General features: G+C 69.5%; 23 protein-coding genes. 6 read left to right on the forward strand and 17 right to left on the reverse strand.

Annotated features, from left to right (window positions below):
- Positions 1–3 precede the first annotated feature (3 nt).
- The gene (locus KHU32_RS11055; RefSeq protein ID WP_213670151.1) at positions 4–1,170 is read left to right on the forward strand and encodes an iron-containing alcohol dehydrogenase; all 1,167 of its coding nucleotides are present in this window, start codon (positions 4–6) and stop codon (positions 1,168–1,170) included.
- Positions 1,171–1,200: 30 nt separating this feature from the next.
- Here the strand turns inward: KHU32_RS11055 and KHU32_RS11060 are convergent, their stop codons facing one another.
- Complete coding sequence (locus tag KHU32_RS11060) at positions 1,201–2,220, reverse strand: EAL domain-containing protein (RefSeq protein ID WP_213670152.1); 1,020 nt, start codon at positions 2,218–2,220, stop codon at positions 1,201–1,203.
- A gap of 339 nt (positions 2,221–2,559) precedes the next feature.
- Positions 2,560–5,139 carry a protein translocase subunit SecD gene (gene secD, locus KHU32_RS11065; RefSeq protein ID WP_213670153.1) on the reverse strand — a complete coding sequence of 860 codons (2,580 nt, stop codon included), beginning with the start codon at positions 5,137–5,139 and terminating at the stop codon, positions 2,560–2,562.
- 92 nt (positions 5,140–5,231) lie between these two features.
- Here secD and KHU32_RS11070 point away from each other — a divergent pair, with 92 nt between their 5' ends.
- A complete protein-coding gene (locus tag KHU32_RS11070) occupies positions 5,232–6,167 on the forward strand; it encodes a Gfo/Idh/MocA family protein (RefSeq protein ID WP_213670154.1) in 936 nt (311 codons plus the stop codon).
- 48 nt (positions 6,168–6,215) lie between these two features.
- On the opposite strand, the gene KHU32_RS11075 is transcribed toward KHU32_RS11070, so the two are convergent.
- A complete protein-coding gene (locus KHU32_RS11075; protein WP_213670155.1) occupies positions 6,216–7,916 on the reverse strand; it encodes an N-acyl-D-amino-acid deacylase family protein in 1,701 nt (566 codons plus the stop codon).
- Positions 7,913–9,613, reverse strand: a complete 1,701-nt coding sequence (locus KHU32_RS11080) for an N-acyl-D-amino-acid deacylase family protein (RefSeq protein WP_213670156.1) — start codon at positions 9,611–9,613, stop codon at positions 7,913–7,915. The genes KHU32_RS11075 and KHU32_RS11080 overlap by 4 nt, the downstream gene beginning before the upstream one ends.
- 140 nt (positions 9,614–9,753) lie before the next feature.
- Between KHU32_RS11080 and KHU32_RS11085 the strand changes: the two genes are divergently transcribed.
- Positions 9,754–11,745 (forward strand): AsmA family protein, encoded by a 1,992-nt coding sequence (locus KHU32_RS11085; RefSeq protein WP_213670157.1) that lies wholly within the window; start codon positions 9,754–9,756, stop codon positions 11,743–11,745.
- Between the two features lie 264 nt (positions 11,746–12,009).
- Entirely contained in the window at positions 12,010–12,696 is a 687-nt protein-coding gene (locus KHU32_RS11090; RefSeq protein ID WP_213670158.1) for a lipase family protein, read from the forward strand.
- A 9-nt stretch (positions 12,697–12,705) separates the two neighbouring features.
- Here KHU32_RS11090 and tyrS read toward each other — a convergent pair whose 3' ends face one another.
- Positions 12,706–13,929 (reverse strand): tyrosine--tRNA ligase, encoded by a 1,224-nt coding sequence (tyrS, locus tag KHU32_RS11095; protein WP_213670159.1) that lies wholly within the window; start codon positions 13,927–13,929, stop codon positions 12,706–12,708.
- A 54-nt stretch (positions 13,930–13,983) separates the two neighbouring features.
- On the opposite strand from tyrS, the gene KHU32_RS11100 reads away from it, so the two are divergent.
- Positions 13,984–15,108, forward strand: coding sequence for an anhydro-N-acetylmuramic acid kinase (locus KHU32_RS11100; protein WP_213670883.1), 1,125 nt, complete (start codon positions 13,984–13,986; stop codon positions 15,106–15,108).
- A gap of 44 nt (positions 15,109–15,152) precedes the next feature.
- Here KHU32_RS11100 and KHU32_RS11105 read toward each other — a convergent pair whose 3' ends face one another.
- The 12 genes from KHU32_RS11105 to KHU32_RS11160 all read right to left on the reverse strand — a co-directional run bounded on the left by KHU32_RS11105 (position 15,153) and on the right by KHU32_RS11160 (position 25,247).
- On the reverse strand, positions 15,153–15,722 hold the full coding sequence (locus KHU32_RS11105) for a histidine phosphatase family protein (protein WP_213670160.1): 570 nt from the start codon (positions 15,720–15,722) through the stop codon (positions 15,153–15,155).
- Positions 15,719–16,333 carry a glutathione S-transferase family protein gene (locus KHU32_RS11110; protein WP_213670161.1) on the reverse strand — a complete coding sequence of 205 codons (615 nt, stop codon included), beginning with the start codon at positions 16,331–16,333 and terminating at the stop codon, positions 15,719–15,721. The genes KHU32_RS11105 and KHU32_RS11110 overlap by 4 nt, the downstream gene beginning before the upstream one ends.
- Positions 16,330–16,953 (reverse strand): glutathione S-transferase family protein, encoded by a 624-nt coding sequence (locus KHU32_RS11115; protein WP_213670162.1) that lies wholly within the window; start codon positions 16,951–16,953, stop codon positions 16,330–16,332. The genes KHU32_RS11110 and KHU32_RS11115 overlap by 4 nt, the downstream gene beginning before the upstream one ends.
- A gap of 23 nt (positions 16,954–16,976) precedes the next feature.
- Complete coding sequence (locus KHU32_RS11120) at positions 16,977–17,594, reverse strand: glutathione S-transferase family protein (protein WP_213670163.1); 618 nt, start codon at positions 17,592–17,594, stop codon at positions 16,977–16,979.
- Positions 17,595–17,663: 69 nt separating this feature from the next.
- A complete protein-coding gene (locus KHU32_RS11125; protein WP_213670164.1) occupies positions 17,664–18,596 on the reverse strand; it encodes a ribose-phosphate pyrophosphokinase in 933 nt (310 codons plus the stop codon).
- An 88-nt stretch (positions 18,597–18,684) separates the two neighbouring features.
- Positions 18,685–19,554, reverse strand: coding sequence for a hypothetical protein (locus KHU32_RS11130; protein ID WP_213670165.1), 870 nt, complete (start codon positions 19,552–19,554; stop codon positions 18,685–18,687).
- Between the two features lie 62 nt (positions 19,555–19,616).
- Positions 19,617–20,351: a peptidoglycan editing factor PgeF gene (gene pgeF / locus KHU32_RS11135; RefSeq protein WP_213670166.1), complete on the reverse strand. Its 735-nt coding sequence runs from the start codon at positions 20,349–20,351 to the stop codon at positions 19,617–19,619.
- On the reverse strand, positions 20,351–21,325 hold the full coding sequence (locus tag KHU32_RS11140; protein WP_213670167.1) for a class I SAM-dependent methyltransferase: 975 nt from the start codon (positions 21,323–21,325) through the stop codon (positions 20,351–20,353). Before KHU32_RS11140 ends, pgeF begins: the two co-directional genes overlap by 1 nt.
- A complete protein-coding gene (lgt, locus tag KHU32_RS11145) occupies positions 21,325–22,110 on the reverse strand; it encodes a prolipoprotein diacylglyceryl transferase (RefSeq protein ID WP_213670168.1) in 786 nt (261 codons plus the stop codon). Before lgt ends, KHU32_RS11140 begins: the two co-directional genes overlap by 1 nt.
- Before the next feature lie 65 nt (positions 22,111–22,175).
- On the reverse strand, positions 22,176–23,009 hold the full coding sequence (mepA, locus tag KHU32_RS11150; protein WP_347265541.1) for a penicillin-insensitive murein endopeptidase: 834 nt from the start codon (positions 23,007–23,009) through the stop codon (positions 22,176–22,178).
- The gene (gene rfaE1, locus KHU32_RS11155; protein ID WP_213670169.1) at positions 23,002–24,417 is read right to left on the reverse strand and encodes a D-glycero-beta-D-manno-heptose-7-phosphate kinase; all 1,416 of its coding nucleotides are present in this window, start codon (positions 24,415–24,417) and stop codon (positions 23,002–23,004) included. The genes mepA and rfaE1 overlap by 8 nt, the downstream gene beginning before the upstream one ends.
- Positions 24,418–24,473: 56 nt before the next feature.
- Positions 24,474–25,247, reverse strand: coding sequence for a hypothetical protein (locus KHU32_RS11160; RefSeq protein ID WP_213670170.1), 774 nt, complete (start codon positions 25,245–25,247; stop codon positions 24,474–24,476).
- A gap of 70 nt (positions 25,248–25,317) precedes the next feature.
- Between KHU32_RS11160 and KHU32_RS11165 the strand changes: the two genes are divergently transcribed.
- Entirely contained in the window at positions 25,318–25,986 is a 669-nt protein-coding gene (locus KHU32_RS11165; protein ID WP_213670171.1) for a Fe2+-dependent dioxygenase, read from the forward strand.
- Positions 25,987–25,988: the final 2 nt, after the last annotated feature.

The following is a 25,988-nucleotide window of genomic DNA, read 5'->3' on the forward strand; positions in this document are numbered from 1 at the left end:
GCCATGATCCAGTCCATCGTTGCGCCCCGCCAGATGATCATCGGCGGCGGCAGCCTCTCCCGCCTGGGCGACCTGCTGAAGCAGTTCGGCCTTTCCCGCCCGCTGGTCGTGACCGACCCCTGGATGGTCAGCTCCGGCACGGTGGAGAAATGCCTGGAGCCGTTGCGTGCGGCCGGCATGTCGCCCGGCGTCTTCCATGAGACCGTGCCGGACCCGACCGATACTGTCGTGGCGCAGGGCGTGGCGGTGCTGCAGGCCGGCGATTTCGACGTGCTGGTGGGCTTCGGCGGCGGCAGCCCGATGGACACGGCCAAGGCCATGGCGATCCTGGCCGCAGCGCCGTCCGGCACGCCCATGAGCACGTTCAAGGTGCCCTACGCCGCCGATCAGGGCGCGCTGCCGGTCATCTGCGTGCCGACGACCGCCGGTACGGGCAGCGAGGCGACGCGCTTCACGGTCATCACCGATGTCGCGCGCGACGAGAAGATGCTCATCGCAGGCCTGGGCGCGCTGCCCCTCGCGGCGCTCGTGGACCATGAGCTCACGAAGACGGTGCCCGCGCGCACCAAGGCCGATACCGGCATCGACAGCCTGACCCATGCGCTCGAGGCCTATGTCAGCAAGCGCGCCAATTCGGTGTCGGACATGTATGCCGAGCGCGCGATGCGGCTCATCGGTCCGCATCTGCGCCGCGTCTATAAGGATCCTGAGGACGCGGCAGCGCGCGAGGCGATGATGCTGGGGGCGACGCTGGCCGGCTTGGCCTTCTCCAATGCCTCGGTGGCGCTGGTGCACGGCATGTCGCGCCCGATCGGCGCGCATTTCCACGTGCCGCACGGGCTTTCCAACGCGATGCTGCTGCCGGCCGTGACGCGCTTCGGCCTGAACCATGCGCTTCCGCGCTATGCGGAGGCCGCCCGCTGCATCGGCTGCGCGGCCCCTGGCGATGCCGACCAAGTCGCCGGCGCGAAACTGCTGGAGGAGCTGACCGCCCTCAATACCGAGCTGGAGGTCCCCACGCCGGCCGCCTATGGCATCGGCGCCGACAAGTGGAACGGACTGCTGCCGGTGATGGCAGAACAGGCGCTGGCTTCCGGCAGCCCGGGCAACAACCCTCGCATCCCCGATGCCGAGGAGATCATGGTGCTCTACGGCGAGGCTTATCGCTGAGGCCAGGGAGGCCTGGCACTCCAGCCGGGCCTATTCCTTCAGGCTGTTGAGCGGAACCTTCCGCCATCGGTTGTTCCAGGCCTGCAGCGCCTCGATGGGCAGCGGCCGCCCGACGAGAAAGCCCTGGGCGCGCGTCACGCCCAGATTCTTCAGAAGCCGGAACAGCATGGGGCTGGAGACGCCCTCTGCCGTGAGTTGCAGGCCCCGGCGTGCCAGACGCCGCACCTGCTCCCTGGCTCGGGCCGAATGCGGCAGGGACTGCACCAGCGAGCGATCCAGCTTGATGCCGGCGAAGGGCAGATGGAGCAGGTTCTGCCGGGGATCGTCGAGCAGGAAATCGTCCAGCATGACGCCATGCCCTGCGGCATTGAGGCGGCGCATCGAGCGGGCCAGATGGGCACGATCCTTCACCGGCGCGGTCTCGGTGAGTTCGACGAACATGCGCCGGCGTGGCAGCCGGGACGCGCGGATCTGCGTGCCGAGCCACGCGGCGATGTCGCGCTTCTCCATCTCCGGAACCGAGAGATTGACCGAGACGGCGATGGGTAGCCTGCCGGGCAGGCGCGAAAGGTCGCGGGCCGCGAGCCGCGTCACGGCCGCCCCCAGCATCCTGGACAGCCCCATTTCCTCCATGGCGGGAACGAAGTTCACGGGTGTGAGCGCGACCGGATCGCTGCGCCAGCGCGCCAGCGCCTCCACCATGACCAGGCGGCGGCTGTGCGTGTCGACGATCGGCTGGTAGCGGAGCAGGAGGGAATCGCCGGAGAGGCCCGCCTGCATGGCGCTGGTGATGCGATGCGCGCGCAGGCTCGTATGCTCGGTCGGTCGTGTGCCATCGAGAAGTCCCCGGAGGAAATCACCATTCTCCGAGAGCGCCGCCAGCGGGGTGAGGGGGGAGACGACGGCGCGGGGCGAGGCCTCGGCCAGCGCATCCACCAAGGCACGTTGGATGGGAAGCTCCGCATCCTCGAGGAGGATGTGGGTGAAGCCCGTGGTGTTGCCCACGACCGCGCTCATCACCTCGGCCTGCGAGCGCAGGATGGTGGGCATCGGGCCGCGCAGGCGGTGGATGGTTTGGGAGGCGGCTTGGATCAGCCCTTCGTCCTGGGCAAGAATCAGGACGCGCCCCAGCGGGGGCCCACCTCCGATGGCGGAGGACGGCCAGCTCTGAAACGTCTCAAAACCTGACACAGTCCGTGGCCGCGATCATAGATAAGAGATTACACGCAATACTGTGCGATCTCAAACATAGGATGATCATTTTGGAAAGCTAAACGCTGGGCGTGCGCAACCGTCGCGGCGACCGCAAAAATAAAGCCTGAAGCTTAAAATTTTATAAATAAGCGAGGCAGATTCCCGGCGAAAAACTCCGCCGGGAATCCAGGAACCTCAGCGAATGGCCGTCTGGCCCTTGGGAGCCACCGGATCCGCCTCGCCGCGCCGCAGCGTGCCGCGGCCCGTGTAGAGCACGATCGGCGCCGCGATGAAGACGGAGGACGACGCCGACACCACGATGCCGAAGACCATGACCCAGGCGAAGCCGGCCAGGGTATCGCCGCCGAACAGCGCCAGTGGCAGGGCGGAGAGCAGCAGGGTCATCGAGGTGCCCAGGCTGCGGTTCAGGGTCTCGTTGATGGAAAGATCGACAAGGTCCTGCAGCGGCATCGTTTTGAACTTCCGCAGGTTTTCGCGCATCCGGTCGAAGACCACCACCTTGTCGTTCGCGCTGAAGCCAATGACGGTGAGGATGCCGGCAATGGTCGTCAGATTGAACTCGACCTGGAACAGAACCATGAAGCCGATGGTTTTCGTCGTATCCAGGATCAGCGTGATGATGGCCGCGACACCGAACTGCCACTCGAACCGCACCCAGATGTAGATGAGCATCGCGATGAGGCTGAGGCCCAGCGCCATCATGCCGCCCATGAAGAGCTCATCCGAGACGCGATTGCCGACGGCCTCGACCCGCATGATCCGCAGGCCTGGCGAGGCCTGCTCCAGAGCGGTGCGCACGCGCGACACCACGGCCTGGGTCTGCGCCTCGTCCTCGGGGGCCGGCAGGCGGACGAGAAGCGTGCTGTCGTCGCCAAACTGCTGCAGCCCCACATCGCCGAGGCCAAGGCTGCCCGTGGCCGACCTCAGCACGTTCAGGTCCGCCGGGCCCTGGGTGCGCACCTCCATGAGGACGCCGCCCTTGAAGTCGATGCCCTTCTCCAGGCCGGGATAGAAGGCGCCGATCAGCGAGGCGGTGGACAGCACGGCCGAGACAGCCAGGCCGATCAGGGCACCGCGCATGAAGCGGATCTTCGTGACGTCCGGGCAGATGCGGAAGAGCGGGCGGGCCAACCGCTGCAGTAGGCTCAGACCGGGGCGCTCGATCACCGGCAGCTCGCGCGGCTTGGTCGCACGGTACCACCAGACCACCATCAGGCGGGTGAGCACCGTCGCCGTCCACATCTGCACGATGGTGCCGATCGCCACCGTCACGGCGAAGCCCTTCACCGGGCCGGAGCCGAAGGCATAGAGGCAGGCCATGGCGATCAGGTTGGTCAGGTTCGAGTCCAGAATCGTGCCGGAGGCCTTGGTGTAGCCGGCCTCCAGCGCGCTGATCGGCGTTCGGCCGACCTTCACTTCCTCGCGGATTCGCTCGTTGATGAGGATGTTCGCGTCCAGCGCCGTTCCCAGCGTCAGCACGATGCCCGCGATGCCCGGCAGCGTCAGCGTCGCTTCCAGCAGGGAGAGGAAGGCGATCATGAGGATGACGTTGACGGCCAGCGCGACGTTCGCGAACCAGCCGAAGAGCCCGTAGGCGAAGCCCATGTAGAGGAAGACGAAGGCGGTGCCCACGGCAAGGCTGATCATGCCGGCCCGGATGGCGTCGGCACCCAGCTCGGGCCCGACCGACCGCTCTTCCACCACCGTCAGCGGTGCGGGCAGGGCGCCGGCCCGCAGCAGCACCGCGAGGTCATTGGCGGTGCGGACGGTGAAGTTGCCGCTGATCTGGCCGCGTCCGCCCGTGATGGCTTCACGGATGTTCGGGGCCGTGATGACCTTTTCGTCGAGCACGATGGCGAAGGGCCGCCCGACATTGGCCCGCGTGATCTCGCTGAAGCGGCGCGTGCCGACGCTGTCGAAGGTGAAGTTCACCACCCATTCGCCGGTCCGCGTGTCCTGGCTCGCGCGCGCATCGGTCAGATTCGCGCCATCGACCTCGACGCGGCGCCGCACGGCGTAGCGCTCGCCGGTCTGCTCACCCGGAAGGAACAGTACGCCGGGGGGCGGCGTGGCCGCCTGAAGGTTGGCCGTGTCGTCCACCAGGTGGAAGGTCATGCGGGCGGTGCGGCCCAGCAGCTCCTTGATGCGGCCCGGATCCTCGACGCCCGGAAGCTGGACGAGGATGCGGTTCTGGCCCTGGCGCGCGATGAGCGCGTCCACGACACCGGTCTCGTCGATGCGGCGGCGGACGATCTCAATGGACTGCTCCACCGCGCCGGTCGCCTTGGCGCGCAGGCCGGCCTCGGTCACGGTCGCGGTCAGCAGGCCGTCGGGCGCCACGGTCACGTCGATATCCGGCGCCTGGGCGCCGCCGCCGACATTCACCGAATTGGCGAGCTCTCGCACGATGCGGGCCGCGGCGTCGCGCTGCGCCGAATCCGTGACGCGGAGGGACATGCGCCGCTGGTCGGGCTGCGCGCTCAGCCCGGTATAGGCGATGCGCGGATTGGCCTGGGTCATGCCGCGGCGCGTCGATTCGACGAGGCCCTCCAGCCTTTCCCGCAGCAGGACCGAGGTATCGACCTCCAGCAGAAGGTAGGAGCCGCCCCTCAGATCGAGGCCGAGCGCGATCTGGCGCACCGGCATCCAGCCTGGGAAAGCGGAGCGCGGCAGCAGGTTGGGCAGGCTGACGAGGACACCCACCAGGCAAACCAGGAGGATGGCGACCGTCTTCCAGCGCGCGAAGTACATCATGAGGGCAAGACACCTCGAACAGCGATTCGGCCGGAACATGACGAGCGGGAGGGGGGGATGCAAGCCTTGGCAGGAACCGTTAGGGATCAGGGATGGATTCCACCCGGATCGGCGTCTTCGGCGCGGGCCATTTCGGCCGCTTCCATACCCTCAAGCTGAGCGGCTCTCCGCGCGCGACCCTGGCCGGGTTGCACGATGCCGACCCGGCCAGAGCCGCGCAGGTGGCGGCCGAGGCCGGCTGCCCGGCGCTCTCTGCCGAGGCGCTGCTCGAGGCTTGTGATGCGGTGGTCATTGCCACGCCCACCATGTTCCACGCCCGGCTGGCCGAGGCCGCGCTGCGGGCCGGCAAGCATGTCTTTGTCGAAAAGCCCATCACGGCGACGCTGGCCGAGGCGGATGCGCTGATCGCCCTGGCGGCCGAGCGGGGGCTCGTCCTGATGGTTGGTCAGATCGAGCGCCATTCGGCCGCGATCCGGACCCTGCGGGAGAGCTCGAAGGGCCGGCGCCTCGTGTCGCTGGAGGCGACGCGCGTAGCGCCGTTCCGGCCGCGCAGCCTGGACGTCTCGGTCGTGCTGGACCTCATGATCCATGACCTGGACCTCATTCTGTCCCTGGTCCGGTCTCCGTTGGCGGAGGTCCGGGCCGTGGGCGGCAGCGTGATGACGGAATTGCCCGACTGGGCGGTGGCCCAGCTCCGCTTCGAGGACGGGACCCAGGCCCAGGTCACCGCAAGCCGGGTGGCGGTGAGCCTGGAGCGGAAGCTCCGGCTGCTTGGGCCGGAGGGCGAGATGCGGGTGGATTTCTTGGCACGAAGCCTCGAATTCCTGGCGCCGGGCGGCGAGGAGCCGGTGGAGAACATGCCCGGCTGGGGGCTGACCCGCCGCAGCTGGGTCGATTACGACAGCCTGGAGGCCGAGCAGTCGGCCTTCATTGCCGCGATCCGCGATGGCGTCCCGCACGAGGCCAATGGTCAACAGGGTCGCGCCGCATTGGATGCCGCGCTTCGGGTGGAAGCCGCCCTCCGCTGAGGCGCGAAAGGCGGCGGCACCTGTGACCGCCGCCCTCGCAGATGTGCTTCAGACGCGCCCGCGGCGCAGCAGCTTCCCGGGAAGGGCGCCCGTGGCCACGCCGTCGCGATAGGTCACCACGCCGCGCTTGATCGTGGCGCGATAGCCGGTCGAGCCCTGCATCAACCGCTTCCCGCCGGCCGGCAGGTCATGAAGCATGCGCGGCGCCTCCAGCCCCAGCTCGTTCATGGCGATCACGTTGAGGTCGGCCAGCATGCCCGGCGCGAGGACGCCGCGGTCCCGCAGGCCCATGGCGCGCGCGGTGTCGCTGGTCTGCCGGCGCACCAGCTCCTCCACTTGGAAGCCGTTGCGGCTCCAGTGCTGCAGCACGAAGGTCGGGAAGCTGCCGTCGGAGATGAAGCCGACATGCGCGCCACCGTCGGACAACCCGATAATCGCGTTGCGATGGCGCAGGCATTCTGCTGATGCATCAAGGGTATAATCGGCGAAGTTCGTGAGCGGCGCGAAGATGAATTTGGTCCCATCGCCCTCGGTCAGATAGTCGTAGGTGAATTCCTCCGGCTTCTGGCCCGCGCGCTGGGCCTGCGCCTCCAGGCTCTTCTCCCGCGGCGGCGCGTAGTCGGGTGGTGCTCCGAAGGGGAACATCCGGGCCCAGCTCAATCTTGTGATGAGAGGGAAATTGGAGCCCTCAACCCTATCTTCCGAAAGGATTTTCGTGCGGCGTTCCGGGTCTCGGAGGGCTGCGGCGCGCTCGGCCGGCGACAGGTGCGCCACTTCCTTATAGGAGGGGCAGCCCGAGAAGGGGTTTTGGCTGCCGACCAGGCCGAGCAGGATGCCGATGGGCCGCGGCGGAAAGACGGGGCGGATGTCCAAGCCGTTGGCCGCCGCGTCGTCGGAGAGAGAGAGTAGCTCCTTCCAGGCCTCGGTCCGGTCGTGCCGTGCCGTCAGCGAGAAGACGACGGGGCGCCCGGAGGCCGCCGCCACGCGGCGGATCATGGCGAATTCCGTGGCGGGGTCGGGCGTGTTCCAGTCCGAGACCAGCTCCAGCAGGCCGCCGCCGCCCTCCGTCAGGCCTGCGGCGAGGCCGATTAACTCCTCCTCCTGGGCCTTGAGGGTGGGCGTCGGATCGCCGGCCAGGGTCTTGTGGCTGATGGTGCGGCTGGTGCTCGCCCCGAAGGCGCCGGCCGCCGCGGCCTCGGCGGTCAGGGCGCGCATGGCTGCGATCTCGTCCGCGGTGGCGTTCTCCAGGTTCAGCGCCCGGTCGGCCATGACATGGACGCGCAGCGCGCCATGCGGGAGGAGGGCGCCAATGTCGATGTCGCGCGCCTTGCGGTCCAGCGCGTCCAGATATTCCGGGAAGCTCTCCCAGGCCCAGTTCAGCCCTTCGTGCAGGACGGGCCCGGGAATGTCCTCCACGCCCTCCATCAGGGCGATCAGCGTGTTGCGGTCACCGGCGCGGCAGGGCGCGAAGCCCACGCCGCAATTGCCCATCAGCGCCGTGGTCACGCCATGAATGGCCGAGGGGGCGAGGTGGCTGTCCCATACGGCCTGGCCGTCATAATGGGTGTGGATGTCGACAAAGCCCGGCGTGACCAGCAGGCCTCGGGCGTCGATCTCCTCCTTTCCCGAGCCGGTCACGGCGCCGACCTGGACGATCTGCCCGTCCTGAATGGCGACATCGGCCTCGAAGCCAGGGGCGCCGGTGCCGTCGATGACCTGCCCGCCGCGGATAACCAGATCGTGTCTCATGCTTTCGCTCCCCGAATGAGGCGCCCGGGCAGTGCCTCGGTCATCTCGCCGTTTCGTTGTGTGACCTGCCCCGAGCAGATCGTCGCGCTATAGCCCTGGGCGCCCTGGACCAGGCGCTTCCCTCCGGCCGGAAGGTCGTAGCGCATGTCCGGACGCTCGATCTTCAATGCTTCAAAATCAATGACATTGATATCAGACTTCCTACCTGAGGCGAGGATTCCGCGATCCTTCAACCCCAGCGCATGGGCGTTGTCCGCCGAAAGTCGCTTCACCACGAACTCGATCGGGAGCTTCTGCCCCCGGGCGCGATCGCGGGCCCAATGGGTCATCATATGGGTCGTGTAGGAGGCGTCGCAGATGTAGCCGACATGGGCGCCGCCATCACCGAGGCCCATCAGCGTGTGGGGATGCGTCACCATCTCGCGGATCGCATCGAGGTTGCCGTCGGCGTAGTTGAGCAGGGGACGGTTGAGGATGGCGCGGCCGCCTTCCTCCAGCATCCAGTCGTAGCAGAGGTCCTCGGGATCGCGTCCGAGGGCCCGGGCCTGCTCCAGCACGCTGGCCTCCGGCGGCGGCTCGTAATCCGGCGTGAGCTTGTAGATGCGCGCATAGTTATTGAGCCGGGCCTTCAGCGCCGGGTCGGAGGTCGGCTCGGCCAGGATGCGGGCGCGGCGCTCGGGATCGCTGAGGGCGGCAGCGCGCTCGGCGATGGGCAGATGCGCCACTTCCCGGAAGCCGGAGCGGGTGAGGAAGGGATGCTGGGACAGTTCCCAGCCGAACATCAGCCCCACCGGGCGGCCCATCACCTGGCCGGTGATGCGGATACCCTCGGCATTGGCGTCGCTCACGCGATCCAGCAGCCAGCGCCAGAATTCCGGGCGGGATTCCCGCTGGAGGAGCGAGAAGGTCATCGGGCGCCTGGCGATGCGCGCGATGCGCATCAGCCGCTCCCATTCCTCCTCGGCCGGATCATCGAAGTCGGAAATGAGCTGCATCCAGCCGCCGCCCAGGCCGCCGGCGATCTCCGCCAGCTCGATCTCGGCGGCGCCCAGGGTCGGCGTGGGCTCGCCGGCCAAGGTCTTGTGGGCAATGGCGCGAGAGGTCGAGAAGCCGAGGGCGCCGGCCGCGATCCCCTCCCGCGCCAGCCGCGCCATCTCGGCCCGGTCCTCGGCCGTGGCGGGCTCGCGCTCGAAGCCGCGGCGGCCCATGACATGCACGCGCAGCGCCGCATGCGGCACCTGGGTCGCGATATCCATGTCGTAGGGACGCGAGTCCAGCGCGTCGAGATATTCGGGGAAGGTCTGCCAATTCCAAGGAAGTCCTTCCGTTAGAACAACTTCTGGGAGGTCTTCAACACCTTCCATTAACTTGATGAGCATGTCCCGGCTCTCCGGCCGGCACGGCGCGAAGCCCACCCCGCAATTGCCGAGCAGCGCGGTCGTGACCCCATGCAGCGAGGAGGAGAGGATCCGCGAGGTCCAGGTCGCCTGCGCGTCGTAATGGGTGTGGATGTCGACGAAGCCCGGCGTGACGAGCTTGCCTCGGGCGTCGATCTCCTCCGTCCCGCGGGGGACGGACAGGTTCCGGCCGATCGCGGCGATGCGAGCGCCGTCGAGGGCGATGTCGGCCTCGTAGGGCGCCGATCCGCTGCCGTCGACGACCGTCCCGCCCCGGATAACCAGGCTGGGGTCGTTCATGGACATGTTTCCCTTTATTTGTTTCAGGATGCCATAGCATCCGCGAGGGGGCGAGGGCCCGTTGTCGTCCACCGCGCCGACTGGCATGACGTTGAATGGCCCTGGGGCCGCATCCACCCCAGAAAACCAGGGGGTTGAGCTTGAGGCGCCGGACCATTGCCATCCTTGCCGCGGTCTCCCTGATCGTGGGCATCCTGCCGGCCGCCCTTTTGGCGGCGTGGTTCATCCTCCCCGGCGTGGAGCTGGCTCCCTATGTCGTCGACCGCGCCTCCGCGGCCGCGGGGCGACGCGTCGCGATCGACAGCCTGCGCGTCACGCCGGGCCGACAGGTGGCCGTCGCACTGCGCGGCGTCCGGCTCGCGAATATGGAGGGCGGGACGCAGCCCGACATGGCCAGTCTCGGCTCGCTCGATCTGGAGGTCGAGCTCTGGCCGCTCCTCATGCGGCGAGAGGTGATCGTTAACAGCGCGGCGGTCGACGGCCTTTCCGTCCTGCTGGAGCGCGACGCTGCCGGGCAGCGCAACTGGCGCCTGAACGAGACCCCGCCGCAGGCGCCCAGCGCCCCTGGGCCTGATCCGGAATCGCGCCGCGGCTTTCCCCTGATCCGCGAGCTGCGCATCTCGGGCAGCGACATCACCATCCGTACCGGCAGCGGCCAGGCCCTGCGCGTCCGCCTCGACACGGCGAGCCTTCTCGCACCGGAGACCGACCAGCCGGTCCGGCTGATGGCGGAGGGCGCCTATAACGACGTCACCCTCGCGCTGGACACCACGCTCGGCACCTATCTCGAGTTTTGGGACGTGCCGAAGCCGTTTCCGCTGAACATGCGCGTCACCGCCGGCGGCGACACGGTGCTGACCCTGCGCGGCACGGCGACCGACCCGCTGAACTTCGATGGCATCGAGGCCGACCTCGTGCTGGAAGCGCCCAGCCCGGCGACGCTCCTCGCGATCGGCGGCGCCGAGGGCGGCCCGTCGGTGCCGGTCCGCCTCGGGGGACGGATGGTGCGGCAGGACAACCTCTGGCGCCTTACCTCCGTGACGGGCGAGCTGGACGGCGCTGCGCTTTCGGGCCCGCTGCTCGAGATGACCGAGGGCGCGAGCGGCCAGCCGGACCGCCTGAAGGTGCAGCTCGACTTCACCCGCCTCGACATGAATCGCCTGCTGGGATCCTCGTCGCGGGAAGGGGGCGCGTCCTCGGAGGATGCCGACCTGCCGCTGATGGTGGAGGAGCGGCCCGACCCGATGATCGAGACGAGGCTCACCGCCGAGGATCTCCGCTACGGACAGGTGCGCGCGACGAATGCCCTGCTGCAGGCCGCCGTCGTGGAGGACCGCATCGTGGTCGACGAGCTGCATCTGAGGTCCTTCGGCTCCCGGATCCAGGCCAAGGGCCAGCTGGAACGGCGGGGCGAGGAGGTCGCCATCCAGGCGGAGGTCGCAATGCGGGAGGGTAACCTCGAGACGCTGCGCCGCGCCTTCGGCCTCCGCCCGCTGCCCCTCAGCGGCCATCTGGAAGCCCGCGTGATCGCCCGGGGCCAGGGCCGCACCCTCAACGCCGCGAGCCGGACCGCGAGCCTCTCGGCGGTGGTGGCGATGAACAACGGCCAGATCCAGCGCGAGATCATCGAGATGGCCTCGACCGACATCCGCTCACTCTTCCGCACGCCGCGCGGGACGACGCCGGTCACCTGCCTGCTGGCCGTGGCGGAAGTCCGCCGCGGCATCGGCGAGGTCGCGCCGCTACGGATCACGGCCGGCACCGGGACCATTGCCGGTATCGCGACCTTCGATCTGGGGCGCCGGCAGCTCGACCTCGTGATCGGCAGCCAGCGCGACACCACGAATTTCTTCGCCCTCGACATCCCGATGAGGGTGAGCGGCAGCTTCGCCAGCCCCAGCATCCGGCCGGCGAACTGGTCGCCGGAGGGGCGCGCGCGCCTGGCGGCAGGCGACACGGTCGCGGCCGTGCCTGCGGAGCTGCGGGACTTTGCGCGAGGCAATCGCTGCTATCGGGTGGGGGCGAACACCATCCGGCCGACGCCGGCCGCGCCGAGGTCAAGGCAGGCGCGCAATCAGACTCGGCCGGCCCGTCAGCAAAGCGCGGCACAGACGCGACGAAACCCGCGATAAAAGCATTACTGATCCGTATTAATAAATATCCCTACGGAAGGCGATCGGCTTCGGATCGGATCCGCCTCTTGTCAGTATATTCTTTAATATTTCCAATCGTTTCTTTTTGCAGGGCGAGGCTGATGAGTCTCGTCCGAATGAAGGGAGACGTCGGCCAAAAACAGGGAGATCAAAATGGCGGGTCTTTCAACCGTCGGTTACGCCGCATTGGCGGCGTCCGTCTACAATGATGGACAATCCCGCGTCGGGCCTTACGCCCGGCAGATGCTCCGACGAGAAGACAATTGCGGCTTCCACGCCGCCCTCTACATGCGGTCCATCGGCGGACAGATCGAGTACGTGCTTTCCTTCGCCGGCTCCGAGCTCTCGGAGGGTGCCGTGGACTGGAAGGCCGATGTCGCCTTCGGTGGCAGCACGGCGGGCGCGATCGGTGCCGGCATGCAGGCGGTGGGAGCGATCGTGCCGGGCCTCGGGCTTATGGGAGCAGGCCTCTCCTCCCTGGCGGCGGAGGCTAGCCAGATCCTGGCGCAGCAGAAGGGTTGGGCCATCTCCTTCACCGAACTCGCGCAGCGGTCGGTCCAGAACTGGCCGCTGACGCTCACCGGTCATTCGCTGGGCGGTGGCCTTGCGCAGATGGCGGCGGCTTACACCGGCGTTGCGGCAGTGAGCTTCTCGGCACCGGCGGTGAGTGCGGTACCGGGCGTGTCGCCCGCCTATGCCAGGCGGAGGCCCACCATCGTGAACTTCCGTGTCCAGAACGACCCGGTGAACGTCTCGGAGAAGGCCGGCCGCCGCCTGGGCGTAGTGGTGAACCTGATGAGCCCGCGCAGCGTCGCGCAGGCACACCAGATGGGGAACACCGTCGTTGAGCTGATGCCCCAGGGGCAATTCTCGGTGACCGGCGGGAAAGACCCTTTCTCGTTTAGCAACGACGTGTCGGTGAACAGCTGAGGCAGCTGCTCAGGCGGTGCGCACCAGCACGTGCTTCTTCCGCCCGGCCGAGAGCTTCGCCGCGCCGTCCAGCAGATCCTCCGCCGTCACCGCGCGCTGCGCATCGCTCACGACGTTGTCGTTCACGCGGATGCCGTTCTGCGCCACCAGGCGCCGCGCCTCGCCCTTGCTGGCGGCAAGGCCGGCGCTGACCAGCAGGTCGGCCAGCGGGGCGGGCAGGGCGGCGGTGATGGAGGGGAGCGTCTCGGCGGCCGCGCCGTGCTCGAAGGCGAGGCGGGCGGTCTCGGCGGCCTCGTCGGCCGCGGCGCGGCCGTGCAGCAGGGCGGTGGCTTCCGTGGCCAGGATCTTCTTCGCCTCGTTGATCTCCGAGCCCTGCAGCGCGCCGAGGCGCCGGACCTCGTCCATCGGCAGGTCGGTGAAAAGGGCCAGGAACTTCCCGACATCGGCATCCTCGGCATTCCGCCAGAACTGCCAGTAGTCGTAGGGCGTCAGCCGGTCGGGGTTCAGCCAGACGGCGCCGGCCGCGGTCTTGCCCATCTTCGCGCCCGAGGCGGTGGTGATGAGCGGCGCGGTGATGCCGAAGGCCTCCTTCTGGTCCATGCGGCGGACGAGGTCCGCGCCCATGACGATGTTGCCCCACTGGTCGCTGCCGCCCATCTGCAGCACGACGTTGTGGCGCCGGCGCAGCTCCACGAAGTCGTAGCTCTGCAGCAGCATGTAGTTGAACTCGATGAAGGTGAGCGGCTGGTCGCGCTCCAGGCGGAGGCGGACGCTGTCCATGCTCAGCATGCGGTTCACGCTGAAGTGGCGGCCGACCTCACGCAGGAACGGGATGTAGCCGAGCGGCGCCAGCCATTCGTCGTTGTCGAGCATGATGGCGGTGCCCGGCGCATCGCCGAAGTCCAGGAAGTTCGTGAAGGCGCGGCGGATGCTGGCCTTGTTCTCCTCGATGCGCTCCTCCGTGAGGATCATGCGCGTCTCGTCGCGGCCCGAGGGATCGCCGATCTTGGTCGTTCCGCCGCCCATCAGCACGACGGGCCTGTTGCCGGTCTTCGCCAGCCAGCGCAGCAGCATGATCTGCACGAGATGGCCGACATGCAGGCTGTCGGCCGTCGCGTCGAAGCCGATGTAACCCGCCACGGGCCCGGCCTGGAACGCCGCCTTCAGCGCGGCTTCGTCGGTGATCTGGTGGACGAAGCCGCGTTCGCGGATGACGTCGAGGAAATCGGACATAGGAAGATGACCCAGATGGCGTTTGGCCGTGCGGCGTAGCACAATCGGTCGATGTTGAGAATCGTGGGGCTGATGAGCGGCACGTCGCTGGACGGCGTCGATGCGGCCTGGGTCGAGACCGATGGAGAGCGCGTGGGCCAGATGGGCCCGACGCTCACGCTGCCTTACGAGCCGGCGCTCCGCCGCGACCTCCGGCGCCTGCTCGAGCTCGCGCCCACCATCGCGGCCGAGGATCCCTTCCTGATCAGCTGCACCGCCCGGCTGACGGACCGCCACGCGGAGGCCGTCAACCGCATCGCCGCCGAGGCGGCGCGCGCCGGGCTGCCGGAGGCCGAGCTCGTGGGCTTCCATGGCCAGACGATTCTGCACCGCCCCATCCGGCCGGGGGATGGGGTCAATGCGCGTGGCTATACGTGGCAGATCGGCGATGCGCGGGCCCTGGCGCAGAGCACCGGCCTCTCCGTCGCCTATGACTTCCGCACGACGGATGTGGAGGCGGGCGGCCAGGGCGCGCCGCTGGTGCCCATCGCCCATGCGGCTTTCGCGGCAGGACTGCCCAAGCCCCTCGCAGTGCTGAACCTCGGCGGCGTCGGCAACGTCACCTGGCTGGGCCCGGATGGCGATCTGCTCGCCTTCGACACCGGCCCGGCCAACGGTCCGCTGGACGACTGGGCCAAGCGGTCGCTCGGCCGGGATTACGACAAGGACGGCAACCTCGCCTTGGCGGGGCAGGCCGATGGCGCGGTGCTCGGCCGGCTGATGGCCCATCCCTATCTGGCGCAGAAGCCCCCCAAGTCGCTGGACCGGCTGGATTTCGACCGCGCGCTGCGGGAGGCCGGCGCCCATAACCTCTCGCCGCAGGATGGCGCGGCGACGCTGGTGACCTTCGCCGCCGTCTGCGTGGCGGCCGCGGCCCGGCACTTCCCCGAGCCGCCGCTGCAATGGCTGGTGGCAGGCGGTGGCCGTCGGAATCCCGCGATGATGCGGGCGCTTGCCGCGACGCTCAGCGAGCCGGTGCGCCCCGTGGAGGTCGCCGGCTGGAACGGCGATGCGCTGGAGGCGCAGTCCTTCGCGATCCTCGCCGCGCGTACGGCGCGCGGCCTGCCCATCAGTTTCCCCGGCACGACGGGAGTTTCCCGGCCCATGCGGGGCGGGCTGGTTCTCGGCGGGCTTCTTTAGCGGATTTCCCGATCAGGCGAGCCGCAGGATTGGGATAAGGACGCTCAGAACTCCGGGACGAGCTCCAGCGTCTCGATCGTCCAGCTGCCGGCGCCATCGGGCTTCACCATCAGCGGCAGCGCGTTGGGCGTGCGCACATTGGCCGGCAGGCCGGCCTCGTAGCGGAAGGCGCGCCAGAGCGCGCCATGCGCGACCACCAGCACCGGGCCGGGCAGCGCCGTCGCGCGGTTGATCGCGCGGACGGCCCGCGCCCGGAGCTCCGCGAAGGTCTCGGCACCCTCGGGGGTGTACTTGTCGGCGATCCAGTCGTCGTACCAGTCGCCCATGGGCAGGCCTTCCTGGACGCCGAAGCTCACCTCGCGCAGTTCCTCGTCCACCAGCACGGGCAGGCCGAGCTGCTCGGCCGCCATATTGGCGGTGTCCTTGGCGCGGCTGAGCGGCGAGGAGACGATCGTCTTGATCGGCACGGCCCGCAGCGTCCTGGCCGCGCGCTTGGCCTGCATCACGCCGACGTGGTTCAGCGGGATGTCGACATTGCCCTGGCTCAGCCCCTCGGCGTTCCAGTCGGTCTCGCCGTGGCGGAGGTACCAGAAGGGGATGGGGTTGAGGCTCATGCGGAGAACCCTTCGGCTGCGAGTGCGTCGGCAAGGACGGGGAGGGAGAAGATACGCCGGCGGTGGTCCATCAGCGCATCCGGCGGGATGACGCCAAGGAAACCGGCGAAGACGGTGATCATGGCAATGTAGAGATCCGCCGCGCTGACCGCATCGCCCACGATCCAGTCGTTGCCCTCGAGCCTGCTGTCGATGAAGGCCAAGGCCTCCTCGACCCGGCCGACGGCCTGGGTGCGGATCTCGTTCTCGGCGGGGGCAGGACCGAAGCGGTCTGGCGCGAAGCCCGGGCCGAAATTTCGCGCCAGCTGCCAGGAGCCCCAGCTGATCCACTCCATCACCCGCCAGCGCGCCATTTGCTCGCCGGGGATGAGGCCGCTCTCGGGCGCCATCTCGCCGAGCGCCAGCAGGACGGCCGGCGTCTCGGTGATGACCTGGCCGTCGTCGAGCAGGAGGGCAGGGACCTGCCCCTTGGGATTGAGCGCGAGGTATTCCGGCGTGCGGCCCTCGCCCTGGCGCAGGCTGATCTCCTGCACGTCCCCCGGCAGCCCCGACAGCGCGAAGGCGAGCCTCGCGGCCAGGCTGGAGCTGCGCGTGGAGACGTAGAGGATCAAGCCGCCACCAGCCCTTCGGCGGCCATCACCTTCTTCACGGCTGGCCGCGCCAGCATGCGGGCATAGAAGGCGGCGACGTTGGGCGGCAGGTCGAGCTTCAGGCGCTCCTTGGCCCAGAAGGTGACGTAGAAGGGCGCGGCGTCGCCGAAAGAGAAGTCGCCGGCCACGTAGTCCTTGCCCTCGAGCGCCTTGTCGAGCCAGGCGAGGCCCTTGGTGAACAGCTCCTTGCCCCGGTCCTTCACCGCCTCGTGGTCGCCCTCGCTGGGCGCGAAGTTGACCGGGCGGAACATGCGCGAGAAGCCCTGCATGTGGATGGTGGCGACGGCATAGTCGGTCGCCTCCAGCGCGCGGGCCTGGCCGTCCACCGTGGCGGGCATGAGCTTGGCCTGCGGATAGCTGGCCGCGATCCAGAAGGCGATGGCCGGGAATTCCGTGATGACGGCGCCGTCGTCCTTCTGCAGGGTCGGCACCTTCGACTTGGAGTTGATGGCGACGAATTCCGGCTTGAACTGCGCGCCTTCGCGGATGTTCAGCAGCTCCGGCGTATAGGCCGCGCCGCTCTCCTCCAGCAGGACATGGATGCCCAGGGAGCAGGCGCCGGGGGTGTAGAAGAGCTTCATGGGACGTTCCTTCTGGCGAGGTTTCAGGCGGTTTCGCGCGCCACGGCGCGCTGGACGGCGGGGCGGGCCTTCATGGCCTCGTAGTGCTTCGCGATCTTCGGCGGCAGGGCGATTCCCAAGGGACCGACGCACCACCGGGCGAGGAAGAAGAGCGCGGCATCGGCCACCGAATAGCCGGAGGCCAGCAGCCAGGGATCGCCGGCGATCCTGCCCTCGATCAGCGCGAGGTATTTCTCGGACATGGCCTTGCCCTGGGCGACGACGCGCGGATGGTCCGCCTCGTCCTTCCCGAAATTCCCGGGGCGGAACTGCCGGGTGAAGCCCTGCGGATGCACGGTGCCGCAGAGGTAGTCCAGCCATTCCAGCGTGCGGGCCTCGCCCTCGAGATCGGTGGGGATCAGCTTTGCTTCGGGATGGGACTTCGCGAGCCACCACGCGATGACCGGAAACTCGGTCAGCACGGTGCCGTCGTCGCGCAGCAGCGCCGGCACCTTGGCCTTGGGGTTGATCGCGAGGTAGTCCGGCTTGTGGACCGAGCCGTCGCGGGTCGAGACGGCTTGCGTCTCGAAGGGGATGCCCAGCTCCTCCAGGATCAGGTGGATGCCGATGGAACAAGCACCGGGTCCATAGAAGAGCTTCATCCGCGTTTCCTCATCTTCTCCAGGGGATGATTCACGTCTCCGGCGATTCCGCCGGCGACGATCATGCCCTCAGCAGAACAGCGACGAGACCGAACGCTCCTCGCTGATGCGGCGCATAGCTTCGGCGAGAAGCGGGGCGATGGGAAGCTGGCGGATGTTCGTCGCCTCCTGCACCGCCTGGGTCGCCGCGATGCTGTCGGTGACGATCATGGTCTCGATCGGCGACTTCTCCACGCGCGCCACTGCGCCGCCCGAGAAGACGCCGTGCGTCACATAGGCGCTGACCGAGCGTGCGCCGTGGTCCATCAGGGCCTGGGCCGCGTTGCAGTGGGTGCCGCCGCTGTCGATGATGTCGTCGATGATGATGCAGTCGCGGCCCGTCACATCGCCGATGACGTTCATCACCTCGGAGACGCCGGCCTGCGGGCGCCGCTTGTCGATGATGGCGAGGTCGGAATGGATCTGCTGCGCGATGGTCCGCGCGCGGACGACGCCGCCCACATCCGGGCTCACCACCATCAGGTCGCGACCGGCGAATCGGGTCTGGATGTCGCGCGAGAAGAGGGGGGCGGCGTAGAGGTTGTCGACCGGGATGTCGAAGAAGCCCTGGATCTGGCCGGCGTGCAGATCCATGGTCAGCACGCGGTCGGCGCCGGCCTGGGTGATCAGGTTCGCCACCAGCTTCGCCGAGATGGGCGAGCGCGGGCTGCTCTTCCGGTCCTGACGGGCATAGCCGAAATAGGGCATCACCGCCGTCACGCGGCGCGCCGAGGAGCGGCGCAGCGCGTCGAGCGTGATCAGCAGCTCCATCAGGTTGTCGTTGGCTGGAAAGCTGGTGGACTGGATCACGAAGACATCCTCACCGCGGATGTTCTCATGAATCTCGACGAAGACCTCCATGTCCGCGAAACGGCGGACCGAGGCATTGGTCAGAGGCATACCTAATTTGTCGGCTACAGCTTTTGCCAAGGGCAGGTTGCTATTGCACGCGACGATCTTCATCGGCCCGGATATCCCTGGTTCGGCTGGCGGGGCGTCGATACCCCCCCCGGGCTCAAGTGTAAACTTGCCCCATCAAGGAAAACCGGCTTCAGCCGGGCGTCGACGCGTTGCGGATGATCGTCTGCACCCCGCCGGCCGCCTGTTCGGCGGCCACATAGGCGACGTCGCCCCAGAAGGGTGAGAGCGATCCGGCCGGGATTTCGTTGAGCTGGACGACGCGGCCCAGCTCATGCCCGTCCCGCCGCGAGACGATCCACTGGATCTCGACCCGCTGCGTCGTCGGATTGACCGGGACGACGCTGACCGCGGCCGTGACGGCGAAGGCGGCGCCCTCGGCCGTGTCCTGGATGACGTAGCCCTGGTTGCCCAGGAAGTTCCGCAGCCGCGCGATGAGGGCAGTGTTGCCGTCGCCGGGGGCGCCGGTGGCGGGCAGCACCCGCAGCCGCGTGGGGCCGGCGCTGATCGCGTCCGTGCTCGCCGAGGCCCGTGCAGCCTGGACGGAGAGCAGCATCTGGGTGACCCGCGGCGCCGCCTGGGCGGCCACGGCCTGGATCGTCTCGGGTGTGGCCTCCGACCAGCCGCGGGCGGGCACCGGCGTCGTCTCGACGGCGCCCTGTTCGCGGCCATCGGCATTGCGGATCACGAAGCGCGGCTGGACGACGGCGCCGTTCACGGCCGCCGTGATGTCGAGCTTCCAGTCCAGCGGCAGCGGCGCGAGAGTCGCGATGGCGGGCACGTCGGCGGCCTGCAGGTTTTCGGCGACGGCGTCTGCGAGCTGGCGGGCGGCAGTGTCGTCGAGCAGCGCCTCGGCCGGCGGCGCCACGGCGAGGCGGACCGCAAGTGGAATGGCCAGCTGGCGCGAGGCCCCGCCCGGGTTGCCCCAATGCGGGGTGATGCTGTTGCCGCAAGCGCTGAGCAGAAGCATCAGCGCGAGGAGGAGGGGGCTACGCCAGGACACAGGAAACCATCGCCCCCAGGATCAGCATCAGCAGGAAAATGAAGAGGTAGGGCATCGGGCGCTCATAGCACGATCGCGGAAATCTGATGCCCCAGCGGTCCGCCGCCCGCGAGGGTCCGCCGGCGGTGGCTGAAGAACCGGGCATCGTCGGCCAGCGTGTCGAGGCCGATGGACGTGGCCTTCACCCCCGCCGCCGTCAGGCGGGCGACGCCGTAGCCGGCGAGGTCGAAATGGAAATGCTCGGCGTCACGGCCCGGAGAAAAGAAGCGCGGGTCGGCCACAGCGTCGCGCAGATCGGCGCGCACCTCGTAGCTGGCCTGGCTGATGCAGGGGCCGATGACGGCCTGGATCCGGTCCCGTGCTGCGCCCAGCGCCAGCATGGCCTCGACCGTCGCCTCGAGCACGCCCGAGACCGCGCCCCGCCAACCGGCATGGGCGCCGCCAATCACGCCGGCCTCAGGGTCATGGAAGAGGGCGGGCGCGCAATCGGCGGTGATGATGCCCAGGACCACGCCGGGCGCGCGCGTCACCATGCCGTCGGCCTCAGGCAGTTCGCCCCAGGGCTCATCCGCGACGACGACACAGGGACCATGCACCTGGCGGAGCGAGCGGAGCGCGCCGGGCTCCCCGCCCAGGGCGCGGGCCACGCGGGCGCGGTTCTCCGTCACATTCGCCGGGGGGTCGTCGCCCCGCAGGCCGCAATTGAGCTCGGCATACGCGCCCGTCGAGACGCCGCCGCGCCGGGTGAAGAAGCCATGCCGCGCGGCGAGCGCCGGGTGGGTGAGGAACTCCGCCATCAGATCTCGAATCCGGCCGGTGTGGGGAGGGCAGGGTGGGCGAGGACCAGCGCTTTGAACAGCCGCCCCATGCCTTCCGGCGCGACGAGTCGCTGAGCCGAGGCCAGGATCGTGCCGGCGGAGGCGGGGCGGCTGCGGGCGAGCATGGCACTGCGCGCCATCAGGCCGAGGCGCTGGAGAAACAGGCCCATGGGCAGCGGGCCATGGGCGGCGGCGCCGGCCTTGCGGCCCGCCTCGGCCAGGGCCGCGAAATCCACATGGGCGGTGATATCGGCCTCGCCGGGGTCAGCAAGGGGATCGGCGGCCGCGTTGCCGCGCAGCGCCTGGAGCGAGTCGCCGAAGCCGCTGGCCTCCGGGCCGTAGTCGAGCATGAGGAGCGCCCCGCCCTGGGCGGCCAGCCGGGCGGCCAGTCCCCCGGCGATGGACCGCGCTGGCTCGCAAATCTCGCGGATCGCGCCTTCCGGCGCTTCCTCGGCATGGTCGCTGTCGCGCTCGACGAAGGCGCCATCCTGCACGAAGCGCTCCCGCCACCCTTCGGCCCGCCTCACGAACTGGCGGATCGGCAGCGCGTCGAAGAACTCGTTGGCGAAGATGAGCGCGGGGCCGGGCGGCAGCGAACCGGCCTCATCGTGCCAGGCCGCGACGTGGGTCCCCAGCCGCCGCGCCTGCTCGGCCCTCAGGCCGGGGGAGGTCTCGACCAGGTGGACCTCCGCCGCGCTGGCGAAGGCCGGAACCATCTCCCCCACGGCGCGCAGGGCGTCGGCCATCAGCGTGCCGCGCCCCGGGCCGAGCTCGGCCAGCACCACGCGCTCCGGCGCGCCCATGGCCTGCCAGGTCACGGCGGCCCAAAGGCCCAGGCATTCGCCGAAGGCCTGGCTCATCTCCGGAGCCGTGGTGAAGTCGCGGCCGATGCCCTCGCCGCGGGCGTAATAGGCGCCGGCGGCCCGCGCCATGAAGGCGTCGAGGCGTTCCATCAGGAGGGGCGCCGGCTTCGCCAGATCAGGAAGGCGCCGATCAGGACCATCGGCAGTGAGAGCAGCTGGCCCATGGTGGCTCCGGCGAAGAGGAAGCCGAGATTGGCGTCCGGCTCGCGGAAGAACTCGCCGATGATGCGGGCCACGCCATAACCGGCGGCCATCGCCCCCAGGAGCAGGCCGGGCTTCGATCGGTTGGAGCGCACGCTCCAGAGGGCCAGCATCAGGATGAAGAGGATGAGCCCCTCCATACCCGCCTGGTAAAGCTGGCTCGGATGGCGCGGGAGCTGCAGCCGGTCGCCCGGGAAGACCATGGCCCAGGGCACGTCGGAGGCGCGGCCCCAGAGCTCGCCGTTGATGAAGTTCGCGAGACGCCCGAAGAAAAGGCCGATCGGCGCCACCACGGCGACGCGATCCCCGAAGCCCAGGGTGCTGATCTTCTGCTGCCGGCAGAACAGGACGGTCGCGATCACGACGCCGAGCAGTCCGCCATGGAAGGACATGCCGCCCTGCCAGACCATCAGCGCCTCGAGCGGATGGAAGAGGTAGTGCCCCGGCCGGTAGAACAGCACGTAGCCCAGCCGCCCGCCCAGGATGATGCCGAGCGTGGCCCAGGTGACGAAATCGTCGACCTGCTCGGCCGTGGCGACCTTGGGATCGGCCACCACCAGCCGGCGCATGAGGCGCCAGCCGAGCACGATCCCCGCGATATAGGCGAGGGCATACCAGCGGATGGCCAGCGGGCCGATCTGGATCGCGACGGGGTCGATCTGCGGGAATTCCATGGCGGAGGCGTAGCCCGCCCCCGGCCGTCAGGGAAGCCGTCGCCCCGGGTGCGTGGAGTGCTCGCTCAGGGGGCGCGGAGCACCGCCGCGCAGGCCGCGGGAAGCTGCGGCCGCGGGGGCGGTGGGCCGGGCGGACGCAGCCGGGGGCGCCGCGCGTCCTCGCTCATCCACCAGTCTAGGCTGGCGTCGCAGCCGTCGCCGGCGGGAATGGCCGCACCCTCCCGGCAATCGGAAGAGCCGGCCGGGCAGCGCAGGCGGACGTGCATATGGCTGTCATGGCCGCGCCAGGGCCGCACGCGGTGCAGCCAGGCCTCGCCCCGATGCATCGCGCAGAGGCTGCGCTTGATGCCGTGATTCACCAGCACGCGGTCCACGCCCGGCGTCTCGGCGGCGAGGCGGATCAGCCGCGCATGGGCCTCGGTGAAGCGCGCCGGGTCCACGCCGGACTGGTCGGGGAGGACGAGCGAGGTCTCGGGGATGTTCTCCCGCGCCGTGCGGCTGGAGGCCGGCTTGCGCCGCAGGTCCAGCCAGATGTCCACGTCCAGCCCCACCTGGTGGCTGAGATGGCCGCTGGACATCGGGCCGCCCCGCGGCTGGGCGAGGTCGCCGATCCAGAGGTCCTGGCCCGAGCGCCCGGCGAAGGACTGGATGAAGCGGATCAGGTCCGGATGGCCCCAGTTCCGGTTCCGCGACAGCCGGACCACCTGGTAGCCCGCGCCTTCCGGCGGCAGCGCCACCGCGCCCGCGATGCAGCCGAGCCCGGTGGTGCCGATGACGCGCGCCGGGCCGGATGACGGCGCTTGAACGGTCGACCAGCCCTGGGCCGAGGCGGGGCCGGCCAGGAAAAGGGCCATTGCCCCCGCCAGGGTGCGCAGGAACGTAAGGCGGGTCTCAGCCACGGGCGCGCTCCAGGAGGCCGGTCGTCGACCGGCCGGGCAACAGGTCCAGCAATTCCGTGCGCCCGCCCCAGGAAGCGACTTCCTTCGCGCCGACGACCTGGTCGATCCGGTAGTCGGCCCCCTTGAAGAGCCGGTCGGGCCGTAAGGCCAGGATCGCCTCCAGAGGCGTGTCCTCCTCGAAGGCGATGACGCCATCCACGGCAGCCAGCGCGGCGATTACCGCGGCGCGGTCGTCCAGGGGGTTCATCGGCCGGGTCGGGCCCTTCAGCCGCTTCACGGAGGCATCGGCATTCAGGGCGACGATCAGCCGGTCGCAATGCCCCCGTGCGGCGCGCAGCATTCGCGTATGGCCGGCATGCAGCACGTCGAAGACGCCATTGGCGAAACCGACGACGAGGCCCTGGTCCCGCCAGGATTGCACCAGGCGCTGCGCGGCGGGCCAGCTCAGCACCTCACCGGTGGCGCCCTCCGCCTCGCGAAGCGCATGGTCCAGCTCGGCGGCCGAGCAGGTCGCGGTGCCGAGCTTGCCGACCACGACGCCGGCGGCGGCATTGGCCGCGCGCATGGCGACCTCCAGGTCGAGGCCGGCGGCGACTGAGAGGGCGAGGGTGGCGATGACGGTATCGCCGGCGCCCGAGACGTCGAAGACCTCGCGGGCCATGGTCGGCAGAGTGACGGCCGGCGCGTCGCGCCGCACCAGCATCATGCCCTTCTCGCTGCGGGTAGCCAGCACGGCCTCGACCGCCGTCTGCGCGAGGACGGTGCGGGCCGCGGCCTCGCACTGGGCGTCGGTGCCGGCGGGCATCCCCGCGGCTTCCGAAAGCTCGCGCGCATTGGGCGTGAGGCAGGCCGCCCCGGCATAGCGGGTGAAGTCGCGGCCCTTGGGATCGGCGATGACCGGGATGCCGCGCGCCCTGGCCGCGGCCATGGCCCCGGCGATCACCTCGGGCGTCAGCACACCCTTGCCGTAGTCGGAGAGAATCAGCGCCTCGGCCCCCGGCAGCGCCTGGGCAAGGATGGCGGCGATCGAGGCGGCCTCATCGGGCCTCGCCTCCGCCAGGACCTCGTCGTCCACCCGCACGATCTGCTGGCGGCCGGCGATGACGCGCAGCTTCACGGTGGTGCGGCGGGCAGGGTGCCGGAGCAGCCGCGCCGCACCGCCGAGCAGCGTCTCGAGCTCCTCGGCCTCGTCATCCTCGCCGACCAGGCCGATCAGCGCGGGGAGACCGCCGAGGGCGGCGATGTTGCGCGCCACGTTCCCCGCGCCGCCCGCCATGGACTGTGTGCGGCCGAGCCGCACGACAGGAACCGGCGCCTCAGGGGAAAGCCGGCTGGCATCCCCATAGAGAAAGCGGTCAAGCATGACGTCGCCGAGACAGACGATCCGGCGGCCGGAGAGATCGAGCATCGGACGCTTCTATACCCGGTCGTCCGGGGATCGAAGAGCCAAGGATCGACGCCGTGTCAGTTCAGCGTCTCCCGAAGCCGAGTGACGGCGGCGGCCAGCGGCATGGGATCGATCCGGGGCGTCGTCGGCAGCGTGGCCGTCTGATAGGCCGGGGCCAGGGCCGCGAGGACCGCCTCGATCGCCGTCAGGACGGGGCCGAGCTGCGCATCGCGCAGGGCAGGCGCCACGCGCGCGGTACGATCGGCCGCCGCCCGATAGAGGCCGTAGCCGTCGAGATAGGGCTCCAGGCGGTCGGGCTCGGCCGAGGCCAGGACATACTGCTCCACCGCGCGGTCCGCCATGGCGGCGATGACCAGGGCCTGGACCTTCGGGATGGCGCCGGCGCCCGGCGCATGGGCCTCGGCGGCCAGCACCGCAGCCAGGACGGTGGCGACCGCCTGCTCGACCTCAGGGGTGGGCGCGCGATCGAGGGCGAGGGTGGAGGCCCGCTCCATCTGCTCCCGGAAGCCCGTGACGCGGAGGCGGGCCAGCACCTCCTCCAATTCGGCATAGACCTCGGAGATGGGGTGGGCGAACATCTCGCCGGCCGCCTGCGCCTCGCCGAGACGATAGATATCGCGCCCGGCGGCGTAATGCGCGGCGATGACGTCCATGGCCACGAGGAATTCCACGGGGTCGCGGGCCGCGAGTTCGGGATCGATGCCGCCTTCACCGCCGCCGCCTTCGCCACCCTGGGCCACCGGCACCGCCGGAATCGCCGTCGCGGAGGGCGCCGGCTGCGCGCATGCCGCGCCACCGGCCAGCGTGAACACGCCCAGGCCAAGCCACATCCTGTTAGAAACCCGCCGCCCGATCATCCGCGCTCTCCTCATTGATAATGCGTTGCATTAGCATGTGTACATGATTCTCTGTTTATCCCAAGTCGTCGGCCCGGCGCAGCGCGCCCAGATCGAGACCCTCCTGGCGGAGGCCGAGTTCGTGGACGGCGCTTCGACCGCCGGCTGGCACGCCAAGCTCGTGAAGACGAACCGGCAGGCGACCGCCAGCCATCCCGCCGCTCGCCAGGCCGCAGCAATGGTCTCGGCCGCCCTGCGCGAGCATGCGGTCTTCCGTGCCGCGGTGCAGCCGCGCCGCATCGCGCCGCCGCTCCTGGCCCGCTATGGCACGGGCGAATCCTACGGCACCCATGTGGACGACGCGCTGATGGGCAGCGACCCGCTGCGCAGCGACGTCTCGGTGACGGTCTTCCTGGCCGATCCGGAGAGCTACGAGGGCGGCGAGCTGGTGATCGAGGATTCGTCGGGCGAGCAGGCCTTCAAGCTGGGGGCGGGCGATGCCATCGCCTATCCGGCGACCAGCTTGCATCGCGTGGCGCCCGTGACCTCGGGCGAGCGGCGCGTGGCCGTCACCTGGGTGCAGAGCCTGGTGCGCGACGCTGCCAAGCGCGAGATCCTCTTCGATCTCGACACCGCCCGGCAGCAGATCTTCGCCCGCGAGGGCAAGAGCCCCACCTTCGACCTGCTGGCCAAGAGCCACGCCAACCTGCTCCGCCGTTGGGCCGAGCCCTGAGG

Origin of the sequence: Roseococcus pinisoli, from assembly GCF_018413645.1 — a bacterium.
Lineage (GTDB): Bacteria > Pseudomonadota > Alphaproteobacteria > Acetobacterales > Acetobacteraceae > Roseococcus > Roseococcus pinisoli.

Bases quoted from the DNA above. Each gene is read 5' to 3' on its own strand.
- KHU32_RS11165 (WP_213670171.1), top strand. From the start codon at position 25,318: ATGATTCTCTGTTTATCCCAAGTCGTCGGCCCGGCGCAGCGCGCCCAG.
- KHU32_RS11060 (WP_213670152.1), bottom strand. From the start codon at position 2,220: ATGCCCACCATCCTGCGCTCGCAGGCCGAGGTGATGAGCGCGGTCGTG.
- lgt (WP_213670168.1), bottom strand. From the start codon at position 22,110: ATGGAATTCCCGCAGATCGACCCCGTCGCGATCCAGATCGGCCCGCTG.
- KHU32_RS11120 (WP_213670163.1), bottom strand. From the start codon at position 17,594: ATGAAGCTCTTCTATGGACCCGGTGCTTGTTCCATCGGCATCCACCTG.
- KHU32_RS11140 (WP_213670167.1), bottom strand. From the start codon at position 21,325: ATGGAACGCCTCGACGCCTTCATGGCGCGGGCCGCCGGCGCCTATTAC.
- KHU32_RS11125 (WP_213670164.1), bottom strand. From the start codon at position 18,596: ATGAAGATCGTCGCGTGCAATAGCAACCTGCCCTTGGCAAAAGCTGTA.
- KHU32_RS11070 (WP_213670154.1), top strand. From the start codon at position 5,232: ATGGATTCCACCCGGATCGGCGTCTTCGGCGCGGGCCATTTCGGCCGC.
- tyrS (WP_213670159.1), bottom strand. From the start codon at position 13,929: ATGTCCGATTTCCTCGACGTCATCCGCGAACGCGGCTTCGTCCACCAG.
- KHU32_RS11055 (WP_213670151.1), top strand. From the start codon at position 4: ATGATCCAGTCCATCGTTGCGCCCCGCCAGATGATCATCGGCGGCGGC.
- KHU32_RS11090 (WP_213670158.1), top strand. From the start codon at position 12,010: ATGCTCCGACGAGAAGACAATTGCGGCTTCCACGCCGCCCTCTACATG.
- pgeF (WP_213670166.1), bottom strand. From the start codon at position 20,351: ATGGCGGAGTTCCTCACCCACCCGGCGCTCGCCGCGCGGCATGGCTTC.
- rfaE1 (WP_213670169.1), bottom strand. From the start codon at position 24,417: ATGCTCGATCTCTCCGGCCGCCGGATCGTCTGTCTCGGCGACGTCATG.
- KHU32_RS11075 (WP_213670155.1), bottom strand. From the start codon at position 7,916: ATGAGACACGATCTGGTTATCCGCGGCGGGCAGGTCATCGACGGCACC.
- secD (WP_213670153.1), bottom strand. From the start codon at position 5,139: ATGATGTACTTCGCGCGCTGGAAGACGGTCGCCATCCTCCTGGTTTGC.
- KHU32_RS11115 (WP_213670162.1), bottom strand. From the start codon at position 16,953: ATGAAGCTCTTCTACACCCCCGGCGCCTGCTCCCTGGGCATCCATGTC.
- KHU32_RS11160 (WP_213670170.1), bottom strand. From the start codon at position 25,247: ATGTGGCTTGGCCTGGGCGTGTTCACGCTGGCCGGTGGCGCGGCATGC.
- KHU32_RS11080 (WP_213670156.1), bottom strand. From the start codon at position 9,613: ATGAACGACCCCAGCCTGGTTATCCGGGGCGGGACGGTCGTCGACGGC.
- KHU32_RS11105 (WP_213670160.1), bottom strand. From the start codon at position 15,722: ATGAGCCTCAACCCCATCCCCTTCTGGTACCTCCGCCACGGCGAGACC.